This is a genomic window from Pseudomonas sp. GW821-FHT01E05, assembly GCF_059422425.1.
In genome coordinates this window covers 471921-493166 of sequence record NZ_JBWKWW010000006.1, presented here as the reverse complement: position 1 = coordinate 493166, position 21246 = coordinate 471921, and the positions used below count along the sequence as shown (strand labels likewise).

Below are 21246 nucleotides of genomic sequence, written 5' to 3'. Positions count from 1 at the left end.
AAAGCCGCGCCGCTGACCGCGTTGATCGCCTCCTATTCGAGTCCCGAAGGGTTGTTCTGGGCCAAGTTGTCGGCGGTATCCACCCTGGCCTGTGCGCCGATCCTGATCTTCGGCTGGATCAGCCAGAAACAGCTAGTGCGTGGCCTGTCGTTCGGCGCCGTCAAATAACCAAGAGATTTTTGCGAGCGCGAATTGAAGGTTCGTGCGAACTGAAACTAACAAATCGGAGATTCATTTCATGGCCACTCTGAAAATAAAAAATCTGAAAAAAGGTTTCGAAGGTTTGTCCATCATCAAGGGCATTGATCTCGAAGTCCGCGATAAAGAGTTCGTGGTATTCGTCGGCCCATCGGGCTGCGGCAAATCCACCCTGCTGCGGCTAATCGCCGGTCTGGAGGAGGTCACCAGTGGCACTATCGAACTGGATGGTCGCGACATCACCGAAGTCAGTCCGGCCAAGCGCGACCTGGCGATGGTGTTCCAGACCTACGCCCTGTACCCGCACATGACGGTGCGCAAAAACATGTCCTTCGCGCTGGATCTCGCGGGTGACAACAACCAGGACGTCGAGCGCAAGGTCACTGAGGCCGCACGGATCCTGGAGCTGGAACGCCTGTTGGAGCGTAAGCCGAAACAGCTGTCCGGCGGCCAGCGCCAACGAGTCGCCATCGGTCGCGCCATCGTGCGCAACCCGAAGATCTTCCTGTTCGACGAGCCACTGTCCAACCTCGACGCCGCCCTGCGGGTGCAGATGCGTCTGGAACTGGCGCGGCTGCACAAAGAATTGCAAGCCACCATGATCTACGTGACTCATGACCAGGTCGAGGCCATGACGCTCGCTACTAAGGTGGTGGTGCTCAACAGTGGTCGAATTGAGCAGATGGGCTCACCCCTTGAGCTTTATCACCAACCCGCGAATCTGTTCGTAGCAGGATTCCTCGGCACTCCGAAAATGGGCTTTCTCAAAGCCACGGTAACTGCCAATAACTATCAGGGCGTAGAGGTCGAGCTGGCATCCGGTCGACGTCTGCTCATCCCTCGTGACGGAAGCACTTTGGCTGTAGGCAATGAGGTCACCGTGGGCATACGTCCCGAACACCTCAGTCTGGATGATCTAGGGCAACTGCCCATCACCACCGATGTCACCGAACGCCTGGGTAGTGACACCTTCTGCCATGTCGTCGCCAAGTCCGGTGAAGCACTCACCGTACGAGTCAATGGCGATTGTGAGGTGGCGTATGGAGAACAGCGATGGGTTGCGCTGGATGTCCAGCATTGCCATTTGTTCGACGAGCACGGGAAAGCTGTAGCCCCGCTGGCACGTCTTGCCGCCTGACCCTATTGACACTCCAATGCCCTCGGTTGGGCGAACCCGATATTCAAGCAAACGGATGAACAATCAATGAAACGACTAGAAGGTAAAAGTGCTCTTGTTACTGGATCGGCCCGAGGCATCGGACGTTCTTTTGCTCAGGCCTATATCAGTGAAGGGGCAACAGTCGCCATCGCTGACATCAATCTTGAGCGCGCCCGGGCTACGTCCGCCGAGCTTGGGCCAAATGCTTACGCTGTCGAGATGGATGTTACCAATCAGGCGTCTATCGATGATGCCATTGCCGCCGTGATAGCGCAGACGGGTAAGCTGGATATCTTGATCAACAACGCCGCATTGTTCGATCTTGCACCCATTGTCGATATCACCCGTGAGAGTTACGAGCGCCTGTTTTCGATCAATGTTGCAGGAACGCTTTTCACTCTGCAGGCAGCGGCCCGACAGATGATCAGCCAGGGGCGTGGTGGCAAGATCATCAACATGGCCAGCCAGGCAGGCAGGAGAGGGGAGGCGCTTGTGGGTGTGTATTGCGCAACCAAAGCAGCCGTTATCAGCCTTACTCAATCGGCAGGTCTGGATCTGATCAAGCACCGGATCAATGTGAATGCCATCGCGCCAGGGGTCGTGGACGGTGAGCACTGGGATGGCGTCGATGCAATGTTCGCCCAGTATGAGAATCGGCCATTGGGTGAAAAGAAAAGGCTGGTGGGTCAGGAGGTGCCCTTTGGACGGATGGGAACCGCAGAAGACCTGACGGGAATGGCCATTTTCCTGGCTTCAAACGAAAGCGAGTACGTAGTTGCACAAACGTACAACGTCGATGGCGGGAATTGGATGAGTTGAGTGGTGGGGCTCAGGGAGGATGGCGGGGCCTATTGCACGCCCTCCTCATGACGCACCCACGATGGAGCTAATGCGCGCAAGCTGTGCTTCGCGGCAGTGTGCGCACCGAAGTGATCGGCGAGGTGCGCGGTTTGCCCTGCCCGGTCTGCTGAAGATCCAGTGCGTGGACGAGGCCGGCAAGCAGGTCAAGCGCCGAGCTGCTTTTTTGGTAGCGTTGGCTATCATTCAGATGGGTCACCATATGGCATGGGCACATCCAGAAAGGACACTCAAGAAAATTGAATTAGCTGAGCGACTACACGACTGGAGGTCTTAACGCACCAGATGCGGAAACGATGGTCGTTTATTATGTTGGGCTAACACGTTTGTTTTAAAACAAGAATGTTTGTTAGAGAGGAAGAGTTAATTGAATCGAAATGACTCTGACAGCGCTCCAGCCGAGAACCGACTGCAGGCTGCGCCCTTCATCAATCGTCGCCAGTGCCTGCAAGGCATGCTTGCGCTGAGCGTGGCCGGGCTGATCGGCTCGCTGACACTCAAGGCACTCGCCGACGACACAAGCGCGCCACCACTCGATACTTTCATGACACTGTCGCAGTCGCTGACCGGCAAGGCCGGGCTCGATCGCGGCGTGGGCGCGCGGCTGCTTGCCGCGTTGCAAAAAACCACGCCGGATTTGCCCCAGCGCCTGCCACCATTGGCCCACGCGCTGGTTGCCGGTTCGCTCGGCACGTCCGAACAAGCGCTCGCGCTGAACATCATGAAAGGCTGGTACCTGGGCATCGTCGACAACGTCGTGGTGACCTACGAACAGGCGCTGATGTTCGTGGTGGTCGCCGATACCCTGGTGATCCGTTCCTATTGCCCCAACAAGCCCGGCTTCTGGGCGACCAAACCTACAGAAAGGCAGTCCTAGACATGGCTGACACACAACAAGCGGATATCGTGGTTGTAGGTTCGGGTGTGGCGGGCGCAATCGTCGCTCACCAGCTGGCGCTGGCCGGCAAGTCCGTGATCCTGCTGGAAGCCGGGCCACGCATGCCGCGCTGGCAGATTGTCGAACGCTTTCGCAACCAACCCGACAAGATGGACTTCATGGCGCCATATCCATCGAGCGCCTGGGCACCGCACCCCGAATACGGGCCGCCCAATGACTACCTGATCCTCAAGGGCGAGCACAAATTCAATTCGCAATACATTCGCGCGGTGGGCGGCACCACCTGGCACTGGGCGGCGTCCGCCTGGCGCTTCCTGCCGAACGACTTCAAGACGAAGACCGTGTATGGCGTCGGCCGCGACTGGCCGATTCAATACGACGACATTGAACACTACTATCAGCGCGCCGAAGAAGAGCTCGGCGTGTGGGGGCCCAGCGATGAAGAGCTCGGTTCGCCACGCAGCCAGCCCTATCCCATGCAGCCACTGCCGCTCTCCTATAACGAGCACACCATCAAGAGCGCGCTCAACGCGCACGACCAAAGTTTTCATGTGGTGACCGAACCGGTCGCGCGCAACAGCCGCCCCTACGACGGCCGGCCGACCTGCTGCGGCAACAACAATTGCATGCCAATCTGCCCCATCGGCGCGATGTACAACGGTATCTTCCACGTTGAAAAAGCCGAACAGGCGGGCGCGAAGCTGATCGAGAATGCCGTCGTCTTCAAGCTTGAAGTCGGCCCAAAAAAACAAATCACCGCGGCGCTTTACAAAGACCCGCAAGGCAAGGAGCATCGTGTCGAGGGCAAGTATTTCGTGCTCGCCGCGAATGGCATCGAAACACCGAAGATCATGCTGATGTCGACCAGCAACGACTTTCCCAAGGGGGTCGGCAACAGCTCGGACATGGTCGGCCGCAACCTGATGGACCACCCCGGCACCGGCGTCTCGTTTTATGCGAATGAAAAGCTCTGGCCTGGCCGGGGGCCGCAGGAAATGACCTCGCTGATCGGCTTTCGCGACGGCCCGTTCCGCGCGCATCAGGCCGGCAAGAAAATCCACCTGTCGAACCTGTCGCGCATCGATCAGGAAACCCAGAAAATCTTCGACCAGGGCAAGCTGCTGAAACCCTCCGAACTTGACTCGCGGATTCGCGACCAGTCGGCACGCTATGTCCAGTTCGACTGCTTCCATGAAATCCTGCCGTTGCCGGAAAACCGCATCGTGCCAAGCAAGACCGAGACCGACGCGATCGGCATTGCGCGCCCCGAGATCACCTACCACATCGATGACTACGTGAAGCGCAGCGCCGTGCATACCCGCGAGGTGTATGCGACGGCGGCGAAGGTGCTCGGCGGTACGGAGATCCAGTTCAATGACGAGTTCGCGCCGAACAATCACATCACCGGCGCGACGATCATGGGCAGCGATGCCCGCGACTCGGTCGTCGACCGGGACTGCCGAACCTTCGACCACCCCAACCTGTTTATTTCCAGCAGCTCCACCATGCCCAGCGTGGGCACGGTCAACGTGACGCTGACCATCGCTGCACTGGCGCTGCGCATGGCCGACCAGTTGAAGAAGGAGGTTTGACGTGTCGAAAAAGACCCTTTTCTTTCTGCTGGCCGGTGCGCTCGCCTTGCCTGGCATTGCACATGCCGATGACCTGTCCGATCCGGCGCTGGTCAATCGCGGCGAATACTTGGCGATCGCCGGCGACTGCATGGCCTGCCATACCACCGCTGACGGCAAAGCGTTCGCCGGCGGCCTGCCGCTGAACGTCCCGATGCTGGGGACGATCTACTCCAGCAACATCACACCGGATACACAGACCGGTATCGGCAGCTGGACGCTGGCCGATTTCGACCGTGCCGTTCGTCAGGGCGTGTCGAAGGACGGGCACAACCTGTACCCGGCGATGCCCTATGTGTCGTACGCGAAAATCAGCGATGACGACGTGAAAGCGCTCTATGCCTATTTCGAGCACGGCGTGACGCCGGTCAACCAGGCTCAGCGCCCCGGCGATATCCCCTGGCCGCTCAGCATGCGCTGGCCACTCACCGCCTGGAACCGGGTGTTCCTGAAAAACGGGCCCTACCAGGCCAAACCTGAGCAGAATGCGGTGTGGAACCGGGGGGCCTATCTGGTGCAGGGGCTGGCCCACTGCAGCACCTGCCATACGCCGCGCGGGACCGGCATGCAGGAAAAAGCGCTCGACGAAAGCGCCAGCGGTTTCCTCGGCGGCTCGGTACTCGCTGGCTGGGACGCGTACAACATAACCTCTGACGCTCATGCCGGCATTGGCAGCTGGACCCAGCCGCAACTCGTCCAGTACCTGCGCACCGGCAGCGTACCGGGGCTCGCGCAGGCGGCCGGGCCGATGGCCGAAGCGGTGCAGCACAGCTTCTCGCACATGGCCGATACCGATCTCGACGCGATCGCCACGTACATCCGCAGCGTGCCCGCCGTGCCTGACGCCAGCGCGGGCCCTCGGGCGGCATGGGGCAAGCCGGCGACCGACGTCAGCCGTTTGCGCGGAGTCGCGCTGAACGACACACCGGACCCGGCCCGGCTGTACCTGGGCAACTGTGCGACCTGCCACCAGGCAAAGGGCGACGGTACGCCTGATGGTTACTACCCGTCACTGCTGCATAACTCGACTGTCGGCGCACCGACTGCGGACAACCTGCTGCAGGTCATCCTGCATGGCGTACATCGCCAAGCGGCCGGCAATGATGTCGGCATGCCGGCGTTCGCCAACGAATTGTCCGATGCGCAGATCGCTGTGTTGGCCAATTACGTGACAACCCAGTTCGGCAATCCAGCCGCCAAGGTCTCCGAGCAGGACGTCGCGAAATTGCGTTAACGAGTAATGCCGCGATCACGCAACAGGTGCTCCAGGCTGCCCCTGAGACTGATCTCGGTAGCGCCAGCGAATTTCAGTGGAACACGGCGCGAGCCTGACTATGCCGCCCCTCGACCGGCCTCGGACCGGCTGGATCAAGCTTGCGTAGCGATCTGCCTCACTACCTCACCATGCACAAGGGCTTTCGGGGCGCGAGGCCGATGTCGCCCGATTGGTCGCATCCATCACCGCAAGGCCAACTTTAGATGGATCGGTATTCTGGACACTGGCATTGGTGATACCGAGAGCGACCAGCGCTACGGCGAGTGTGCTATGCGTGCTTTTTGTTCTGGTTCAGCTTCCCTATCAAACCAGTCACCGGGAGAGCACTAAGCGGATGCGTTGGCCAACCCTCTCTCTCAGCGGTGCACTGATGGCAATACTCACGCGATAGCGGTATATCGAGTCTCAGATGAGGTCCTGTCGACAACGATCTCATCGCCTGAGTCGTTGCGTTTGAATCTATCGGCCCGGGCGCTGTGCCACATGCGCAAATAGAACTCGCTGGTACAGCGGTCATCGAGCAATTCGCCTGATTTAAGGAAGGTGTGTGTCTGGGAAAATAAACGGATCTGGGTGTCGCTGATTCGCCGTACCAGGTGCTCGGCGGTTAATTGCGAGGGATGCTCGATACCCGCGGAGGCGAGCATTTCGGCCAGTGTCATCAGGGTATTGCGGTGGAAGTTGTAGACGCGAGTGGCTTTGTCCTCGACCACCAGTGCGCCCTGGCGCAACGGATCCTGAGTGGCGACCCCGGTCGGACATTTGTTGGTGTGGCAGCTTTGGGACTGGATGCAACCGATGGCAAACATGAAGCCGCGCGCCGAGTTGACCCAGTCGGCACCGATAGCCAGCACACTGGCGATATCAAAGGCACTGACAATCTTGCCGCTGGCACCCAACCGGATGTTGTCTCGAAGGTTCAGGCCGACCAGGGTGTTGTGCACGAATAACAACCCTTCGCGCAGAGGCATGCCAATGTTGTCACTGAACTCCCTTGGTGCGGCGCCTGTGCCACCTTCGGCGCCGTCGACGACGATGAAGTCGGGCAGGATGCCGGTCTTGAGCATCGCCTTGGCGATCCCCATGAACTCCCAGGGTTGGCCGATGCACAGCTTGAAGCCTACCGGTTTGCCATTGGACAGTTCACGTAGCTTTTGAACGAACTGCAGCAGTTCGATCGGTGTAGAAAACGCGCTGTGGCGAGCCGGCGACACACAATCGCGGTCCATGCTCACGCCCCGGGTCTCGGCGATTTCCGCAGTCACCTTATGCTTGGGCAGAATACCGCCGTGCCCGGGCTTGGCACCTTGGCTGAGTTTGATCTCGATCATCCGCACCTGAGGGTTACAGGCCTGCGTGGAGAAACGCTCGGGATCGAACCGACCGTCCTGGTCGCGACAGCCAAAATAGCCACTGCCCAGTTCCCAGATCAGGTCGCCAGCAAATTCACGGTGATAGGGGCTGATGCTGCCTTCGCCAGTGTCATGGGCAAAGCCGCCCAGTTTTGCTCCCTTGTTCAGAGCGCGGATGGCATTGGCGCTCAGGGCGCCGAAACTCATGGCGGAGATGTTAAAGATCGAAGCGCTGTAAGGCTGACGGCACTGCGGGCCGCCGACCATGATGCGGAACTCCTTGGGGTCGAGCACTTCGCTGGGCAGCATCGAGTGAACGATGAATTCAAATCCGGGTTTGTAGACATCCTTCAGGGTGCCGAAGGCTTTCTCCGCGCTCTGGTTCTTGGCGCGGGCATAGACCAGCGAGCGTTGGGTGCGGGAAAAGGGCAGTTCGTCGTCATCACCTTCAAGCAGGTACTGGCGGATCTCTGGACGGATATGTTCGATCAGGTAACGAAGGTTACCGATCACGGGATAGTTGCGACGCACCGAGTGTTGGGTCTGACGCAGGTCATTAAGGCCGATCAGCGTCAGGATCCCGGTGATCAGAGTGAAGGACCAGAGCCACTCGATGCGCTCGAACAGGCACAGACCGACGAGGGTAAAGACAAAGCAAAAGGCGAAGCATGAGTAACGACTCAATAATGATAGTTTCATGCGTGTTGTTCCTTGTAGTGTGGCATCGACAGCTATCGGCTGACCGCTCGGTTTCACGTGGTTCAAGCCTGGGAGACTTTTAGCGAGTCGTAGCGCGCTTGCAGCTCCTGGCGTTGCAGGCGGCGCTGCTGAGCCTGGGCGTACCGGCGTTGTTCGGCGCAGGTCTCCGGAACCAGAGAGCGCACGGCTACGGGGCGGTGGTTGTGATCGACAGCGACCATCGTGAAGTAACAGCTGTTGGTGTGGCGTACGCTGCGCTCATGAATGTTTTCAGTCATGACCTTCACGCCGATTTCCATCGAGGAACGACCGGTGTAGTTCACTGATGCCAGAAAGGTCACCAGCTCACCGATGCGGATCGGCTCCTTGAAGATCACCTGATCGACCGACAGGGTCACCACATAATTGCCGGCATAGCGCTTGGCGCAAGCGAAGGCCACTTCATCAAGCAACTTGAGCAAAGCCCCACCGTGAACATTGCCGGAGAAGTTGGCTTTGTCCGGGGTCATAAGCACACTCATGGTCAATTGATAGCTTCCTGGTTCCATTACTGCCTCATCAGGTCGGTCAAACATGTTGGCTCAACTCATCCGGATGTTGCTGGGCCATGGGCGACTGGCGCGGTTGTACGTCAACGCAACGAGAAGGGCAGATTCGGCCGATCAGGGCGTAACAGGGTTGCAGGACACGAAGCACCAGGTGGATGAGCCATGGTGGCGGGGGGAGTCTAACAATCGAAAAAAACGATAGCTAGCTAATGAAATGAGAAGGTGTTTTTCATGTTTTGTAACAGTGCGGCATGATGTCGCGGGTACTTCGGTATGCCCGGACAGTGTGGGAGCACGTGAGACGTGCTCCCACAGATCGTTATGCATCAGATCGAGGAACGACGATAATCCCGGTAACGCGCTTGCCAGAAGTTGCTTTCGATCGCCAAGTGCAGACGTTCGTCACTGATCTGTAAAGCCTTGCCTTCCTCCTGAGCCTGTTTGGCCACGGCGAAGGCGATCTTCTTGCTCACCGCCTGTATCTCGCTCAACGGTGGCAACACCGCATCACCCTCTCCGGTGAGTAGTGGCGAGCAGTCGGCCAAGGCTCTGGACGCGGCCATGATCATGCCATCGGTGATCCTGGTGGCCATGACCGCCAAGACGCCCAGGCCGACCCCGGGGAAGATGTAGGAGTTATTGCACTGGGCGATCTGAATCTTGCGCTCGCCCAGGCTGACCGGTGGAAACGGGCTGCCGGTGGCCACCAGAGCCTGGCCATTGGTCCAGGTAAGGATTTCCTGAGGGGTAGCCTCGATCTTGGAGGTCGGGTTGGACAGCGGCATGACGATCGGCTTGGAGCAGCCCGCATGCAGGGCCCGAATGACTTGCTCGGTGAACAGTCCGCGTTGCGCCGATACACCCACCAAAATGCTGGGCCTGGCGTGGCTAACTACATCCAGAAGGGTTAAATCGCCATTGCCTGCAGCCCATGCCGGCATGCTACTGCGCTTTTGCGCCAGCTTGTGCTGGAACGGCAGCAGGTTGGCCATGTCATCGGTCAGCAGGCCCCACCGGTCGATCATGAAGATGCGCTGGCGAGCCTCGCTGTCGCTCAGCCCTTCGAGTATCATCGCCGCGACGATCTGCTCGGCAATACCACAGCCGGCTGAACCTGCGCCGACGAAGGTCACTACCTGATCGGACAGACGTTCGCCTTTGGCCTTACACGCGGCGATCAAGGTGCCGACGGCTACGGCAGCGGTGCCCTGGATATCATCGTTGAAGCAGCAGATCTGGTCCTGGTAACGCTCCAGCAGCGGGGTGGCGTTGGTCTGGGCGAAATCCTCGAACTGTAGCAGCACGTTGGGCCAGCGACGTTTGATGGCCTGGATGAACAGTTCGACGAACTCGTTGTACTGTTCGCCGCTGACACGTGCATGGCGCCAGCCCATGTACATCGGGTCGTTCAGCAGGTCAGGGTTGTTGGTGCCGACGTCCAGTACCACCGGTAAGGTGTAGGCCGGGCTGACGCCGCCACAAGCGGTGTACAGCGACAATTTACCGATCGGGATACCCATGCCACCGATGCCTTGGTCGCCGAGCCCGAGGATGCGCTCACTGTCAGTGACCACGATGACTTTGACGTTGCCCTTGGTGGCGCTGTGCAAGATATCGTCAATGCGATCGCGGTCGGGGTAGGCGATGAACAGTCCGCGATGGGTGCGGTAGATGCTGGAGAACTCCTGGCAGGCCTGGCCGACGGTCGGGGTATAGATGATTGGCAGCATCTCTTCGAGGTGATCTTCGAGCAGACGGAAAAACAGTGTCTCGTTGTTGTCCTGCACGCCGCGCAGAAAGACATGCCGGTCGATATCGCTGGTGCACAGCTCATATTGCCGGTAAACCCGGGTTGCCTGCTCCTCGATGGTTTCCGTGGTTTGCGGCAACAGGCCGAGCAGGTTGAAGTCGATCCGCTCCTGCGAGCTGAAAGCGCTGCCCTTGTTCAGCAGGGGCATTTCCAGTAACGACGGGCCGGAGTAAGGAATGTACAGCGGCCGTTTTTGTTTTTCGTTCATCTTGAATTCACTCTCTATCTTTTTTGCAGAAACCCGAACCTAGCAGGCTAATGAGAGCGCGGTACAGTAAACGTTAGTCTGCTACTTATTTGCTCCCGGTCCTTGTGGCGAGGTGCCAAGTGAGCCTTGCGAGCGTTTGAATGCGGCGTGGGTTTCTCTGCTTGGACACGATGTATCCAATCACTCGGAAAGCTCTGTCGGTCAGGGTCGCCGCACAGCAAAGCTTAGACGTGTTTTTTTCCCGATACTGCTTATTGCGGATATCTGAGGGTGTCATTGCCTATATCTCCTCGATTTTTGTTCTTCTTTTGAGGTTTGATCATCGGGCGCGCTACGGCATGGGTATTGAATATTCATGCGCAGGTGTTGAAGGAATCTGCCATCGCAGATATTCAATGGTGGGGAGGGCTGGGGCACGAGATGGCGGGCGAACAGCCTACGGATTTTGGGTTTATCGCTCGTGACGACTTTTAATGACCGTCATACTCCGAGGATTCAGTGCATTTAATCGGAGAACAGCTCGAACATGAGCTGGCGTAACCAACGATTGGCCGGATCCTTGTTGTAACGGGCATGCCAGAACAGATTGATCTCGATTTTTGGCAGCTCCAGCGGCGGCGGTAGAATGGCGAGCCCGAAGGGTTGTTCGCAACTGGTGGCAAACCGTTCAGGCACTGTTGCCAGCAAGTCCGTGCGTTGAAGTATGTGGCCGACCGCAACGAAATGCGGAACCTCCAGACGTATTTTTCGCTCGATACCGGCGCGTGCGAGGAACGTATCAACTTCACCGTGTCCTGTGTTCGCTGCTACAACACGAACGTGGTCATAGCTGCAAAAACGTTCCAGCGTCAACGGCTCCCTGGTGGCGGGATGGCCTTTGCGGCACAAGCAGACGTAGCGATGGTGAAACAAGCGTTGCTGAAAAAAACCCGCTTGAAGGTGAGGAAGCAACCCGACAGCAAGATCGATCGCACCGTTTTGCAGCCCTTCGGCCAGGGTATCGACGTTGTTGCGCAGCGTGCTGATCGAGCAACCCGGAGCGCGTTCAGCCAGAGCATCCATTAGCCTCGGCATGAAGTAGATTTCACCAATATCCGTCATTGCCATGGTGAATCTGCGATTGCTGTGGAGCGGGTCAAACGTGTCCTGTCGGCTAAGTGCATCGCGTAACGTTTGAATGGCTTGCGCAACCGGCTCAGCCAGCTGCCGGGCATAAGGCGTGGGCTCCATTCCCTGGTAGGTGCGTACGAAAAGTTCGTCGTTCAAGGCGCTACGCAACCGCTTTAGCGCGTTGCTGACAGCGGGTTGGGTCAGCTCAAGATTATCCGCCGCAGTCGAAACCCTACGGTCGATGAGCAGTTGGTTGAACACCAAAAGAAGATTGAGATCCAGCTCACGTAATTCCATAACGCCTCGTGCAGATTGGCTCATACCAGAGCGATAAACCGTTGCCCGCCGCTGGGTTTGCACCGCTCTGAAATGGCCGCTGCAAGAACCGCAAGCCTATCAAGTGCTACACCGTTGCGTCCATCGTAAGAGTTGCTTGGCTTTTGCTCATCTCTAATCTTTATTCACGTTCGAAATAGTAGGTATTCGGATCGCTGCATTTATCACGGTGGATGCCTTGGCCATGATCGCTGCAATGCCCAAACTCTGAACGGTTTACGTCCCTCAAGAACAACGCGCATATCGGTCAGCTAGTTGGGCACCGCGCAACGCCCGGAGACGTCTGATCCTCCGGCTCTATAACAATGACAAAAAGAGCGATTCCATGCGTACGATCGATGTATCAGCCCTGATTGACGGGGCACGTTTCAACGCCTTCCATGCGCGCGTACTGTTCTGGTGTGCGCTAATCATCATCTTCGACGGCTATGACCTGGTGATCTATGGGGTCGTGTTGCCCTCGTTGATGGCCGAGTGGGGGCTGAGCTCATTACAAGCTGGAGCGCTGGGTAGCTGTGCGCTGGTAGGAATGATGTTGGGTGCGCTGTTTTTCGGATCATTGTCGGACCGGATAGGCAGACGTAAAGTCATCATGATGTGCGTAACACTTTTCAGCGGTGTCACAGCAATCAACGGCTTGGCGCAGAGCCCAGAGGCATTTGCGTTGTGCCGGTTTGTTGCCGGCCTGGGGATCGGTGGGGTCATGCCCAACGTTGTCGCGTTGATGAACGAGTACGCACCCAGGAAATCCCGCAGCACCTTGGTCGCCGTCATGTTCAGTGGTTACTCGCTAGGGGGGATGCTGTCCGCCGGACTGGGCATGGTGCTGATTCCTCAGTGGGGATGGCAAGCGGTGTTCTATGTGGCCTTGATTCCACTGTTGGCAGTGCCACTGTTGGTACGGCAGTTGCCCGAATCGATGGATTTTCTTCTGCGCACCGGGCAGACGGTCAAGGCCCAGACGTTACTGACGCAGGCCGTACCGAGTTATGTGCCCGGCGCAATCGATCAGTTGAACCGGATAGTCGCTAAAGGCACGAACGTATCGATTTCGCAGTTGTTCCGGGACGGGCGCAAGTTGAGCACCTTCATGCTGTGGTTGGCGTTTTTCTGTTGCCTGTTGATGGTCTATGCATTGAGCTCCTGGTTGCCGAAACTCATGAGCGCCGCAGGATACGGCTTGAACTCGAGCCTGGCGTTTCTGGTGGCGCTGAACATTGGCGCGATTATCGGAGCGGTAGCCGGTGGGTGGCTTGGCGATCGAATAGGCATCGCAAAGGTCTTGTTCGCCTTCTTCGGTTGCGGTGCTTTGGCCCTGAGCCTGCTCGCACTCAAGGCCCCATTACCTGTGCTCTATTTACTCATCGCTGTTGCCGGGGCGTGCACCATCGGCACGCAAATCCTGGCCAACGCTTGCACCGTGCAATATTACCCGCCGCAGATACGGGCCACAGGCCTCGGTTGGGCGATGGGTGTTGGCCGCACGGGTGCAATCATTGGTCCTCTGCTGGGCGGCGCGCTGCATGCCTCATCGTTGCCGCTGCAGGCAAGCTTCCTCATCTTCGCAATACCAGGATTGGTTGGAGCAGTCGCCATTCTGGTCTTCTTGACGCAAAACGCCGCGAGCCGTCAGATCACATCGTCCAGGCAGGCTATACCGCAGTAACAGCAGCAGAAAAAAGACGAGTTCCGTTAAGGGCTCGTCGTGTCTGAAAGATATACAGCTTGTAGAGCATGCTGGCGAAAAGTCCGGATTAAAAAATGAAGATATGACGACGGGTTTGCGTTGCTCTGCTGAGTAATATTCACACTGGTAATGCCTGGTATGGGAGTTACGGTATTTATCAATAGCACTCAGATGGCGATGATCTGGTTACTCCAATAACAACCAGCCTCATGGGTACCTTGCTATGTATAACTCTCAATCTACCTTGCACATCGGTATTGTCGGCGGTGGTATCGCTGGCGTGGCATTGGCACTGGATCTGTGCCGCCACTCCCATCTCAACGTGCAGTTATTCGAATCGGCACCCGCCTTTGGCGAGGTCGGTGCAGGTGTTTCCTTCGGCGCCAATGCCGTTCGTGCCATCGCTGGTCTGGGCATTGCCGAACCCTACCGGCAGATCGCCGACCGCACGCTTGATCCCTGGCAGGATATTTGGTTCGAATGGCGCCGCGGCGAGGATGCCGGCTACCTGGGCGCGAGTCTTGCCGAAGGGGTAGGGCAGTCTTCGGTGCACCGTGCTGATTTTCTCGACGCTCTGGCCAGCCAGTTGCCCGACGGTATCGCCCAATTCGGCAAGCGTGCGGTGAGCGTGGAACAGGATGCCGAACAGGCCCGCGTGCTGTTCACCGATGGCAGCGAACACCGCTGCGACCTGTTAATCGCCGCTGACGGCATCAAGTCTTCGATTCGTGATCATGTGCTCCAAGGCCTCGGCCAGCCCCTTGCGGCGCCGCGCTTCAGCGGTACCTGCGCCTACCGGGGAATGATCGACAGCCAACAGTTGCGCGCTGCCTATCGGGCTCGGGGTGTCGATGAACACCTTGTCGACGTTCCGCAGATGTATCTGGGGCTCGATGCACACATCCTCACATTCCCGGTCAAGCAAGGCCGGCTGATCAACGTAGTGGCCTTCATTTCCGACCGCAGTCGGCCTGACCCATCCTGGCCGAGTGATTCCCCATGGGTTCGTAATGCCAGCCAGGAAGAAATGCTTGCGGCCTTCACCGATTGGGGCGATGCCGCGCGAGTGCTGCTCGAGTGCATTCCGGCACCGACCCTTTGGGCTCTGCATGAACTTGAAGAGCTGTCGGGTTACGTGCACGGCCGTGTAGGGCTGATCGGAGATGCGGCCCACGCGATGTTGCCGCACCAGGGCGCTGGCGCAGGGCAGGGGTTGGAAGATGCCTGGCTTTTGGCCCGATTGCTGGCCGACCCACAGGTTCTGGCGAGCCGGCCACAGGCGGTGCTAGAGGTCTATGACGCTATTCGTCGTCCACGTGCCTGTCGTGTGCAACGCACCTCCTGGGAAGCCGGCGAGCTCTATGAACTGCGTGATCCGGCAGTAGCCGATAACGAGCAATTGCTGGGCAAAACCCTTGCAGAGCGTTTCGATTGGCTGTGGGATCACGATCTGCAGTCCGACCTGCAAGAGGCTCGTGAGCAATTGGGCTGGAAAGTACTCGCCTGAGACTTGAACCGGCTTTCGTCCGCAGACACCCATAAGATCAGGTGAATGATCATGACATTGAATATTTCTCAGACCCCCGAAATAAGGAAGAGGGTGTTTTAGACATAGAACCTAGTGACACACAGCCCGAGGCGGGTAATGGAAGTGGTTGTGAGTCGATAAGCGACTGCCAGCGATGTCAGGGTTTTTTGCCTCTGTGTCGCTGGCAGGATGCGAGGCGAACTACCTTGGTGTCCGCTGTTTTAATGACTATGCAAACTCGAGCACGTCTTCGTCGGCGGCCATTTGTTGGTCGCTCTTAAGCACCACTTCCTCGACAAGGATGACATCTTGGTCGGCATGCTCCCCAAACCCTGGAATTGAGCGGGTACGTGACCTGGTTGGAAATGGTGCCGCTGACACTGCTTATAAAAGCGTCTCTGTCTGCCAGCAGGCAGCATACGGAACTGCTAGTGTTAAGTCCGCATGCCGTCAAAGTCTCTGCAGTCGGGTGGGGTGTGAGCCGCAGTTTTGTTCGTGACCAAGCGCTACACCTGCCGCTGTGGTTCGTTGGCAGTGGTGTAATCCAAGATCCTCCTAATCCATCGAATGGCACTTAATCCAGGGGAAAAATCATGGCGAAGGTACTGGTTCTCTATTACTCAATGTACGGTCACCTCGAAACGATGGCTGGCGCAGTGGCCGAAGGCGCACGATCCGTCCCCGGCACCGACGTGACGCTCAAGCGTGTCGCTGAAACCATCCCGGCCGAACAGGCAGCAGCCATCGGCGTCAAACTTGACCAGAAGGCACCGGTGGCGACACCTGACGAGCTGGCCAATTACGATGCCATCATCTTTGGTACACCGACGCGCTTTGGCAATATGGCGGGACAGATGCGCACGTTTCTCGACCAGACCGGCGGACTGTGGATGAGCGGCGCGCTGGTCGGGAAAATCGGCAGTGTCTTTGCGTCGACCGGCACCCAGCACGGTGGCCAGGAAACCACTATTACGTCGTTCCACAGCACACTCCTGCATCAGGGGATGGTCATCGTGGGTGTGCCTTACACCTGCGCAGGGCTGACCAACATGAGCGAGATCACCGGCGGTACGCCCTATGGCGCGACCACCCTGGCAGGCGCCGACGGTAAACGGCAACCGTCACAAAATGAACTGGATATTGCGCGTTTCCAGGGTAAACACGTCGCTGAGCTTGCAATAAAGATCGCGGGTTAACGCAAGCACGTAAATGGGCACATGTTGCAGGACAGGAGTCGAGCTTCGCTGGCCTGTGTAACGCCGGGGCGGATTTCACCATCGTGCTGCTGATGCTCGCTGGTGGCGAGGCGATTCTGCTGGCCTTGCCAGCGAAAGCCTTGCGCGTCGGTAGTCATTGAAGAAGACGTAAGCGTTTTTGGATTCAAAGGAGCGACGCTCTAGCGAGGTCGCTCCTCATCCCGTCAGTCAAACTGACCTCCAAGGCTCTGCGTTTGCAGGTGCGCGGGAGCTGGAACATCGAAGAGCTGGCGACGCATTACAGCGAGTTCATTCAGCTGTTCCGGCCACTCTGGAAAACGCTTCGCGAGCAAGAGCATTTGCAACCATCCGACTGCTTTCTGGCGCGGACTCTGCTTGTTCATGAGTCCGTGCCTTCACAGCAGATGTCACTTGAAGGTCTTCTGCATCATGGAAATGACCAGTGCAACACTGGCTACCACGATGACAGCCCAAAAGTATTCCATGCTTGCGACCAGGGTTGATTGTTGGTGCAGGGATTGTGCAAGCATCGACACCGAAATCTGGCTGGCCGGGCCCGCGCCTACGGCAGGGGTGAGTGCCTGAGCCAGCATTTGAGTCTGTTCCAGATAGAGCGGATCGCCTGAGCTGAAATGCCCGTTGAGGTTGTTGTATTGCAAGGTGGTTCGCCATTGCAGAAACAAGGTGGCAACGGTGGTGCCGAGTGCCATGGCAATCTGCCCCAACATACTTTTGATCTGATAGGCATGGGCGAACAACGTGTCATGGTGTGTCACATCACGAAATGTCTGCATGGCCGCCGTGGCGAGCACCAGCATTACGAAGCTGCCGTTAAGCACCAGCGCAGGCAAGATGTTCGACCACATATTGGCGTCGGGGGGCAGGGATGACAACAACACGCCAAAGCAGATCAGGGCACTGAATCCGGCTATGAAGAACTTCTTGGGAGCCGGGTACTTTGGAATGACGATGGCCATGACGATCCATGTCAACAACGCGCCGGCCAGACCGAAGGCCTGGAACGTACCGATGGTATCCCAGGAGTATCCCAGCGCCGTTTGCAGGAAATACGGCAAGATGTAGTTGTTGCTGCCTAGCACAATGTAGGTGAAGCAGAACAACGTAACCCCGAGGGTGTAGCGAGACTGCATCAAGTCTCTGACCTTGAGGAAAGGCGCCTCTTTACCGTGTTCGGCGTGGAAGAAGATATACACGCCCAGGGCGGCCAGCAGCGCGAAGACGATGAGGATAAGGGTCTCGTTGTAAAAGTCATAGTAGGAGCGCTGGAGCACATACAGCAGGAAGAAAGTGCTGACGGATAACAACAGGATGTTCGCTGGGCTGGAGGGCGTCCGGTCATCTTCGTGAATCGGTGTGTTGGGCAAGAAGCGTGTGCAGAGCACAGCCGCCGCCGACGCACCGGCGATCAGTAGCCAGAAGATTGCGTGCCATGTGTCCTCGACCACTACCAGTGATGAAAGAAAGGGCGCTACTGCTGTACCACTGGCCAGGCCTGTGGCGAATACTTTTACCCCGACGAATCGCCCAGGACCCGGTGGAAGCAGGTTGACCATCAGGCGCGCGGAGGTCATGAACGATGCGCCTCCCAACGCCATGATCACGCGGCCGGCGGTGAAAGTGGTCAGGTCACTGCTAACGCCGCACACGAACGCCCCCAACACGTAAATGCTGATGGAGCCAAGCATGAAGTTGCGCCAGCCGAGCCGTTCCACCAGCCAGCGCTGTTTTGATATGACCACCACCGCGATACACGCATAGAGCGCTGCAACCAGGGTGAATTCTTCAGGGCTGGCGTCGATCTCACCGCGGATGGGAGCCGAGGCAAAGGCGATCATGCCGGCCTGCAGATACTCCAATGCGCACAGCAGTCCTACGGTCATCAACAGGGCTGCGTTTTTCCGGTACATGAAATACCCCGTCAAGGTTTCAGAAGATTGGCATATTGGCCACGGTCATCGTTGGCGCTGATCACTTGCTCTACGACATCATTGGCGTCCTTGAGCTCATTTTCAAAGACGTTGGTGCTGTAAGCCGGTTGTGCGGGAGGCTTTTTGTTGAGCACCTGCCCACTGGTGTCGGTGGTATCGACGGATACGCGCATGGAAAGGCCAAGGCGCAGCGGGTTGTCGGCGACCTCCTGCGGTTGCAGCGCGATTCGTACGGGCACGCGCTGGGTCACCTTGATCCAGTTACCCGTGGCGTTCTGGGCGGGCATCAACGAGAACGCGCTGCCGGTGCCGGCATCCAGGCCTACGATGGAACCGTGAAATACCACCTTGCGGCTGTAGGCATCGGCACGCAGAACCACAGGTTGTCCAATACGCAAATCCTGGATCTGCGATTCCTTGAAGTTGGCGTTCACCCATACCTGGTCAATTGGTACGACCGACATAAGGGCCACGCCCGGATTGATTCGCTGGCCAACCTGCACGCTACGTTTGGTGATCACGCCGGTAACCGGCGAGTAGATTTGCGTGCGATGCAGGGAAATGCAGGCATCGCGCAAATTGGCGGCGGCTACCAGCACATCGGGATGGGTACGTAACGTCGTGTTATCGACCATGGCCAGGCGAACGGCCAGTGCCTGCCGGGTACCGTCGAGGCCCGCCAGGGCGTTTTTAAGCACCTCCTCGGCGTGGCTGATCTCTTCACGGGAAACAGCGCCGCTGGTGGCAAGCTGACTGCGTCGGCGTACATCGTCCTGGGCCTTGCGTACGTCGTTTTGTCGTTGGCTGACTTCAGCCTCCAGTTGTTGCACCTGGTAATACTGGGTACGTGCCTGGCGCACGGCGCGGGCAAGGTTGGATTTCGCGCGCTCATATTGGATCTCGGCATCCACAGCATTGAGCGTGACCAGTGGCGAATGGGCATCGACATGGTCGGTGTTATCGCCGCCGATCACCGTGACGGTGCCGCTGACCTGGGAGGTCACCTGAACGATGTTGCCGTCCACATAGGCATCGTCGGTAGATTCGGTGCCAAGTCCCAACAGGTACCAGATTCCCAAGGTTGCCATTAACAGCACGATGCCCAAGATCAGCAGAAACTGGGGGCGATAGGAAGCTTTGGATTGAGCGGGATCGACGGGGGAGGGCGTTTGGGTGGTCATGATTTATCAGCTACGGTTGGGAGTGCAGAGGCGGTGGTGGGGAACTCGGGGCGGTAGCCACCCCCCAGCGCCCGGCTCAGATTGGCTTGAAGTGAAAGCGCGCGGGACTGCAACGTGACCAGTTGACGTTTCTGGGTCAGCGTCGCGTTCTCGGTGGCCAGCACTTGCAGGTAAGTGGCCAGCCCCGCGCCATAGCGCAGGTTGACCAGATCGGCGGCGGCCTGGGCTGTATTGACTGCTTCAATCTGCTGGGCCAGGCGCTCTTTCAACCAACGCAGCGAAGACAATTGATCGGCGATGTCACGTAGCGCGTCGATGACGGTCTGGTTGTAGTTTTCAACGGCCAGGTCGTAAGCCGCATCCTGCGCATCCAGATTGCCGCGCAAGCGACCACCCTCGAAGATGGGTAGGCTGATCGCCGGCGAAAAACCGAGAATTCGACTGCTGTGATCGTTGAAGGTGTCGAACGCAAGGCTTTGCAAGCCAATAAAGGACGTGAGGTTCACGTTTGGGTAAAACCGGGCTTTGGCCACTTCAATCTCATGCCCCGTCGCCTCTACGCGCCAGCGTTGAGCGACCACGTCGGGACGGTGCCCGACAAGCTCGGCAGGAATATGGCTGGGTAATGCGATGGTGTTGCTTGCCTGCATGTGGGGGCGGGCAATCGAGCGTCCACGGTCAGGTCCCTTGCCCAGTAAAGAGGCGAGCTTGTTCTGGTTCAGCTCAATCACTTCTTTGAGGCCTGCAATGTTGGCCCGGCTGGCGGGCAACGAGGCTTGGGATTGCTTGATATCGATTTGTGTGCCCAATTCGGCGGTAAAGCGTTGCTGCGTCAGCTTTTCAATGTGGACTTGTTGGTCGAGTAACGCTTGAGCAACGTCAAGTTGCTCATAAGTGTCCTGCAAGTCGATATAGGTCTGCACGATGGACACTGACAGCATTAGCGCAGCCGCGCGGCTGTCGACCTCTAATGCATGTCGGCGCCCCACGGCGGCTTCAACGGCAGAGCGATTCTTACCCCAGAAATCCAGTTCGTACCCGACATTCAGTGTCGCCTGGTCGACATTTTGCCAGGTGCCTTTCACGGGGGCAGGCGTGGTGCCGTTAGCACTGAAGCGTTCGCGGGTGGTGCTTGCTGCTGCGTCAATACGTGGTAGCAGCGAGGCACTTTCGATGGATTCCAGGGCGCCGGCCTGGCGCACACGAGCGGCGGTGGAGCGCAGTGTCGGACTCTCTGCGAGCGCCTCTTCAACCAAGGTGTTGAGCTGCGCATCCTTGAAACTGGTCCACCAGGTTTCGGTTGGCCAAGCGGCAGGCGATAACGTGATGCCGCTATTGGCCAGGGTTTCACCGGCATCCCCGGGTGAGAGCATTCTGGACTGGGGCTTCAAGTCGCTGAAAGAGCAACCGGCAAGCAGGATCAGCAGGACAGCGGCTAACGCTTGGGCGGCAAAGGGGCATCTGGATCGCACGTCCGTTAGCTCCTCATTTTTTCGACTGTTCATGAACGGTATTCTCTGGTGTAAAGACTGACTTGCAGCGACAAAAGGTGACCGGTTGGAAGCGCGATAAAGCTAATAAAAACTATCAGTGTCGTTATG

At 57.9% G+C, this 21246-nt stretch carries 15 protein-coding genes and 2 pseudogenes; 10 read left to right on the top strand and 7 right to left on the bottom strand.

Annotated features, from left to right (window positions below; all coding sequences use genetic code 11):
• The 6 genes and pseudogenes from AC07W5_RS16585 to AC07W5_RS16560 all read left to right on the top strand — a co-directional run.
• A pseudogene (locus tag AC07W5_RS16585) lies at positions 1–168 on the top strand (carbohydrate ABC transporter permease); the annotation flags it as partial.
• Between the two features lie 70 nt (positions 169–238).
• Positions 239–1336: an ABC transporter ATP-binding protein gene (locus AC07W5_RS16580; RefSeq protein WP_495023827.1), complete on the top strand. Its 1098-nt coding sequence runs from the start codon at positions 239–241 to the stop codon at positions 1334–1336.
• Positions 1337–1402: 66 nt separating this feature from the next.
• Positions 1403–2176, top strand: a complete 774-nt coding sequence (locus AC07W5_RS16575; protein ID WP_495023826.1) for an L-iditol 2-dehydrogenase — start codon at positions 1403–1405, stop codon at positions 2174–2176.
• A 406-nt stretch (positions 2177–2582) separates the two neighbouring features.
• Positions 2583–3092, top strand: a complete 510-nt coding sequence (locus AC07W5_RS16570) for a sugar dehydrogenase complex small subunit (protein ID WP_495023825.1) — start codon at positions 2583–2585, stop codon at positions 3090–3092.
• A gap of 2 nt (positions 3093–3094) precedes the next feature.
• A complete protein-coding gene (locus AC07W5_RS16565; protein WP_494991652.1) occupies positions 3095–4705 on the top strand; it encodes a GMC family oxidoreductase in 1611 nt (536 codons plus the stop codon).
• A 1-nt stretch (position 4706) separates the two neighbouring features.
• Positions 4707–5978 carry a c-type cytochrome gene (locus AC07W5_RS16560; RefSeq protein ID WP_495023824.1) on the top strand — a complete coding sequence of 424 codons (1272 nt, stop codon included), beginning with the start codon at positions 4707–4709 and terminating at the stop codon, positions 5976–5978.
• Between the two features lie 422 nt (positions 5979–6400).
• Here the strand turns inward: AC07W5_RS16560 and AC07W5_RS16555 are convergent, their stop codons facing one another.
• The 4 genes from AC07W5_RS16555 to AC07W5_RS16540 form a co-directional block, all read right to left on the bottom strand.
• Complete coding sequence (locus AC07W5_RS16555; RefSeq protein WP_495012300.1) at positions 6401–8071, bottom strand: FMN-binding glutamate synthase family protein; 1671 nt, start codon at positions 8069–8071, stop codon at positions 6401–6403.
• 62 nt (positions 8072–8133) lie between these two features.
• Positions 8134–8619, bottom strand: a complete 486-nt coding sequence (locus AC07W5_RS16550; protein ID WP_494991649.1) for an acyl-CoA thioesterase — start codon at positions 8617–8619, stop codon at positions 8134–8136.
• 326 nt (positions 8620–8945) lie between these two features.
• Positions 8946–10637, bottom strand: a complete 1692-nt coding sequence (locus AC07W5_RS16545; RefSeq protein WP_495023823.1) for an NAD-dependent malic enzyme — start codon at positions 10635–10637, stop codon at positions 8946–8948.
• Between the two features lie 504 nt (positions 10638–11141).
• On the bottom strand, positions 11142–12044 hold the full coding sequence (locus tag AC07W5_RS16540; RefSeq protein ID WP_495012301.1) for a LysR family transcriptional regulator: 903 nt from the start codon (positions 12042–12044) through the stop codon (positions 11142–11144).
• 364 nt (positions 12045–12408) lie between these two features.
• Here AC07W5_RS16540 and AC07W5_RS16535 point away from each other — a divergent pair, with 364 nt between their 5' ends.
• The 4 genes and pseudogenes from AC07W5_RS16535 to AC07W5_RS16520 all read left to right on the top strand — a co-directional run.
• Positions 12409–13749, top strand: a complete 1341-nt coding sequence (locus tag AC07W5_RS16535; RefSeq protein ID WP_495023822.1) for an MFS transporter — start codon at positions 12409–12411, stop codon at positions 13747–13749.
• A gap of 244 nt (positions 13750–13993) precedes the next feature.
• A complete protein-coding gene (salA, locus tag AC07W5_RS16530; protein ID WP_495012303.1) occupies positions 13994–15277 on the top strand; it encodes a salicylate 1-monooxygenase in 1284 nt (427 codons plus the stop codon).
• A gap of 614 nt (positions 15278–15891) precedes the next feature.
• Positions 15892–16494, top strand: a complete 603-nt coding sequence (gene wrbA, locus AC07W5_RS16525) for an NAD(P)H:quinone oxidoreductase (RefSeq protein ID WP_123359376.1) — start codon at positions 15892–15894, stop codon at positions 16492–16494.
• Between the two features lie 233 nt (positions 16495–16727).
• Positions 16728–16901 (top strand): annotated as a pseudogene (locus AC07W5_RS16520) (PaaX family transcriptional regulator C-terminal domain-containing protein); the annotation flags it as partial.
• A gap of 21 nt (positions 16902–16922) precedes the next feature.
• On the opposite strand, the gene AC07W5_RS16515 reads toward AC07W5_RS16520, so the two are convergent.
• Genes AC07W5_RS16515 through AC07W5_RS16505 form a run of 3 tightly spaced genes read right to left on the bottom strand, consistent with a single transcriptional unit; the run spans position 16923 to position 21150 of the window.
• Positions 16923–18443, bottom strand: a complete 1521-nt coding sequence (locus AC07W5_RS16515; protein ID WP_495023821.1) for an MFS transporter — start codon at positions 18441–18443, stop codon at positions 16923–16925.
• Between the two features lie 11 nt (positions 18444–18454).
• Entirely contained in the window at positions 18455–19645 is a 1191-nt protein-coding gene (locus tag AC07W5_RS16510) for an HlyD family secretion protein (RefSeq protein ID WP_495023820.1), read from the bottom strand.
• Complete coding sequence (locus AC07W5_RS16505) at positions 19642–21150, bottom strand: efflux transporter outer membrane subunit (RefSeq protein ID WP_495023819.1); 1509 nt, start codon at positions 21148–21150, stop codon at positions 19642–19644. Before AC07W5_RS16505 ends, AC07W5_RS16510 begins: the two co-directional genes overlap by 4 nt.
• Positions 21151–21246 lie beyond the last annotated feature (96 nt).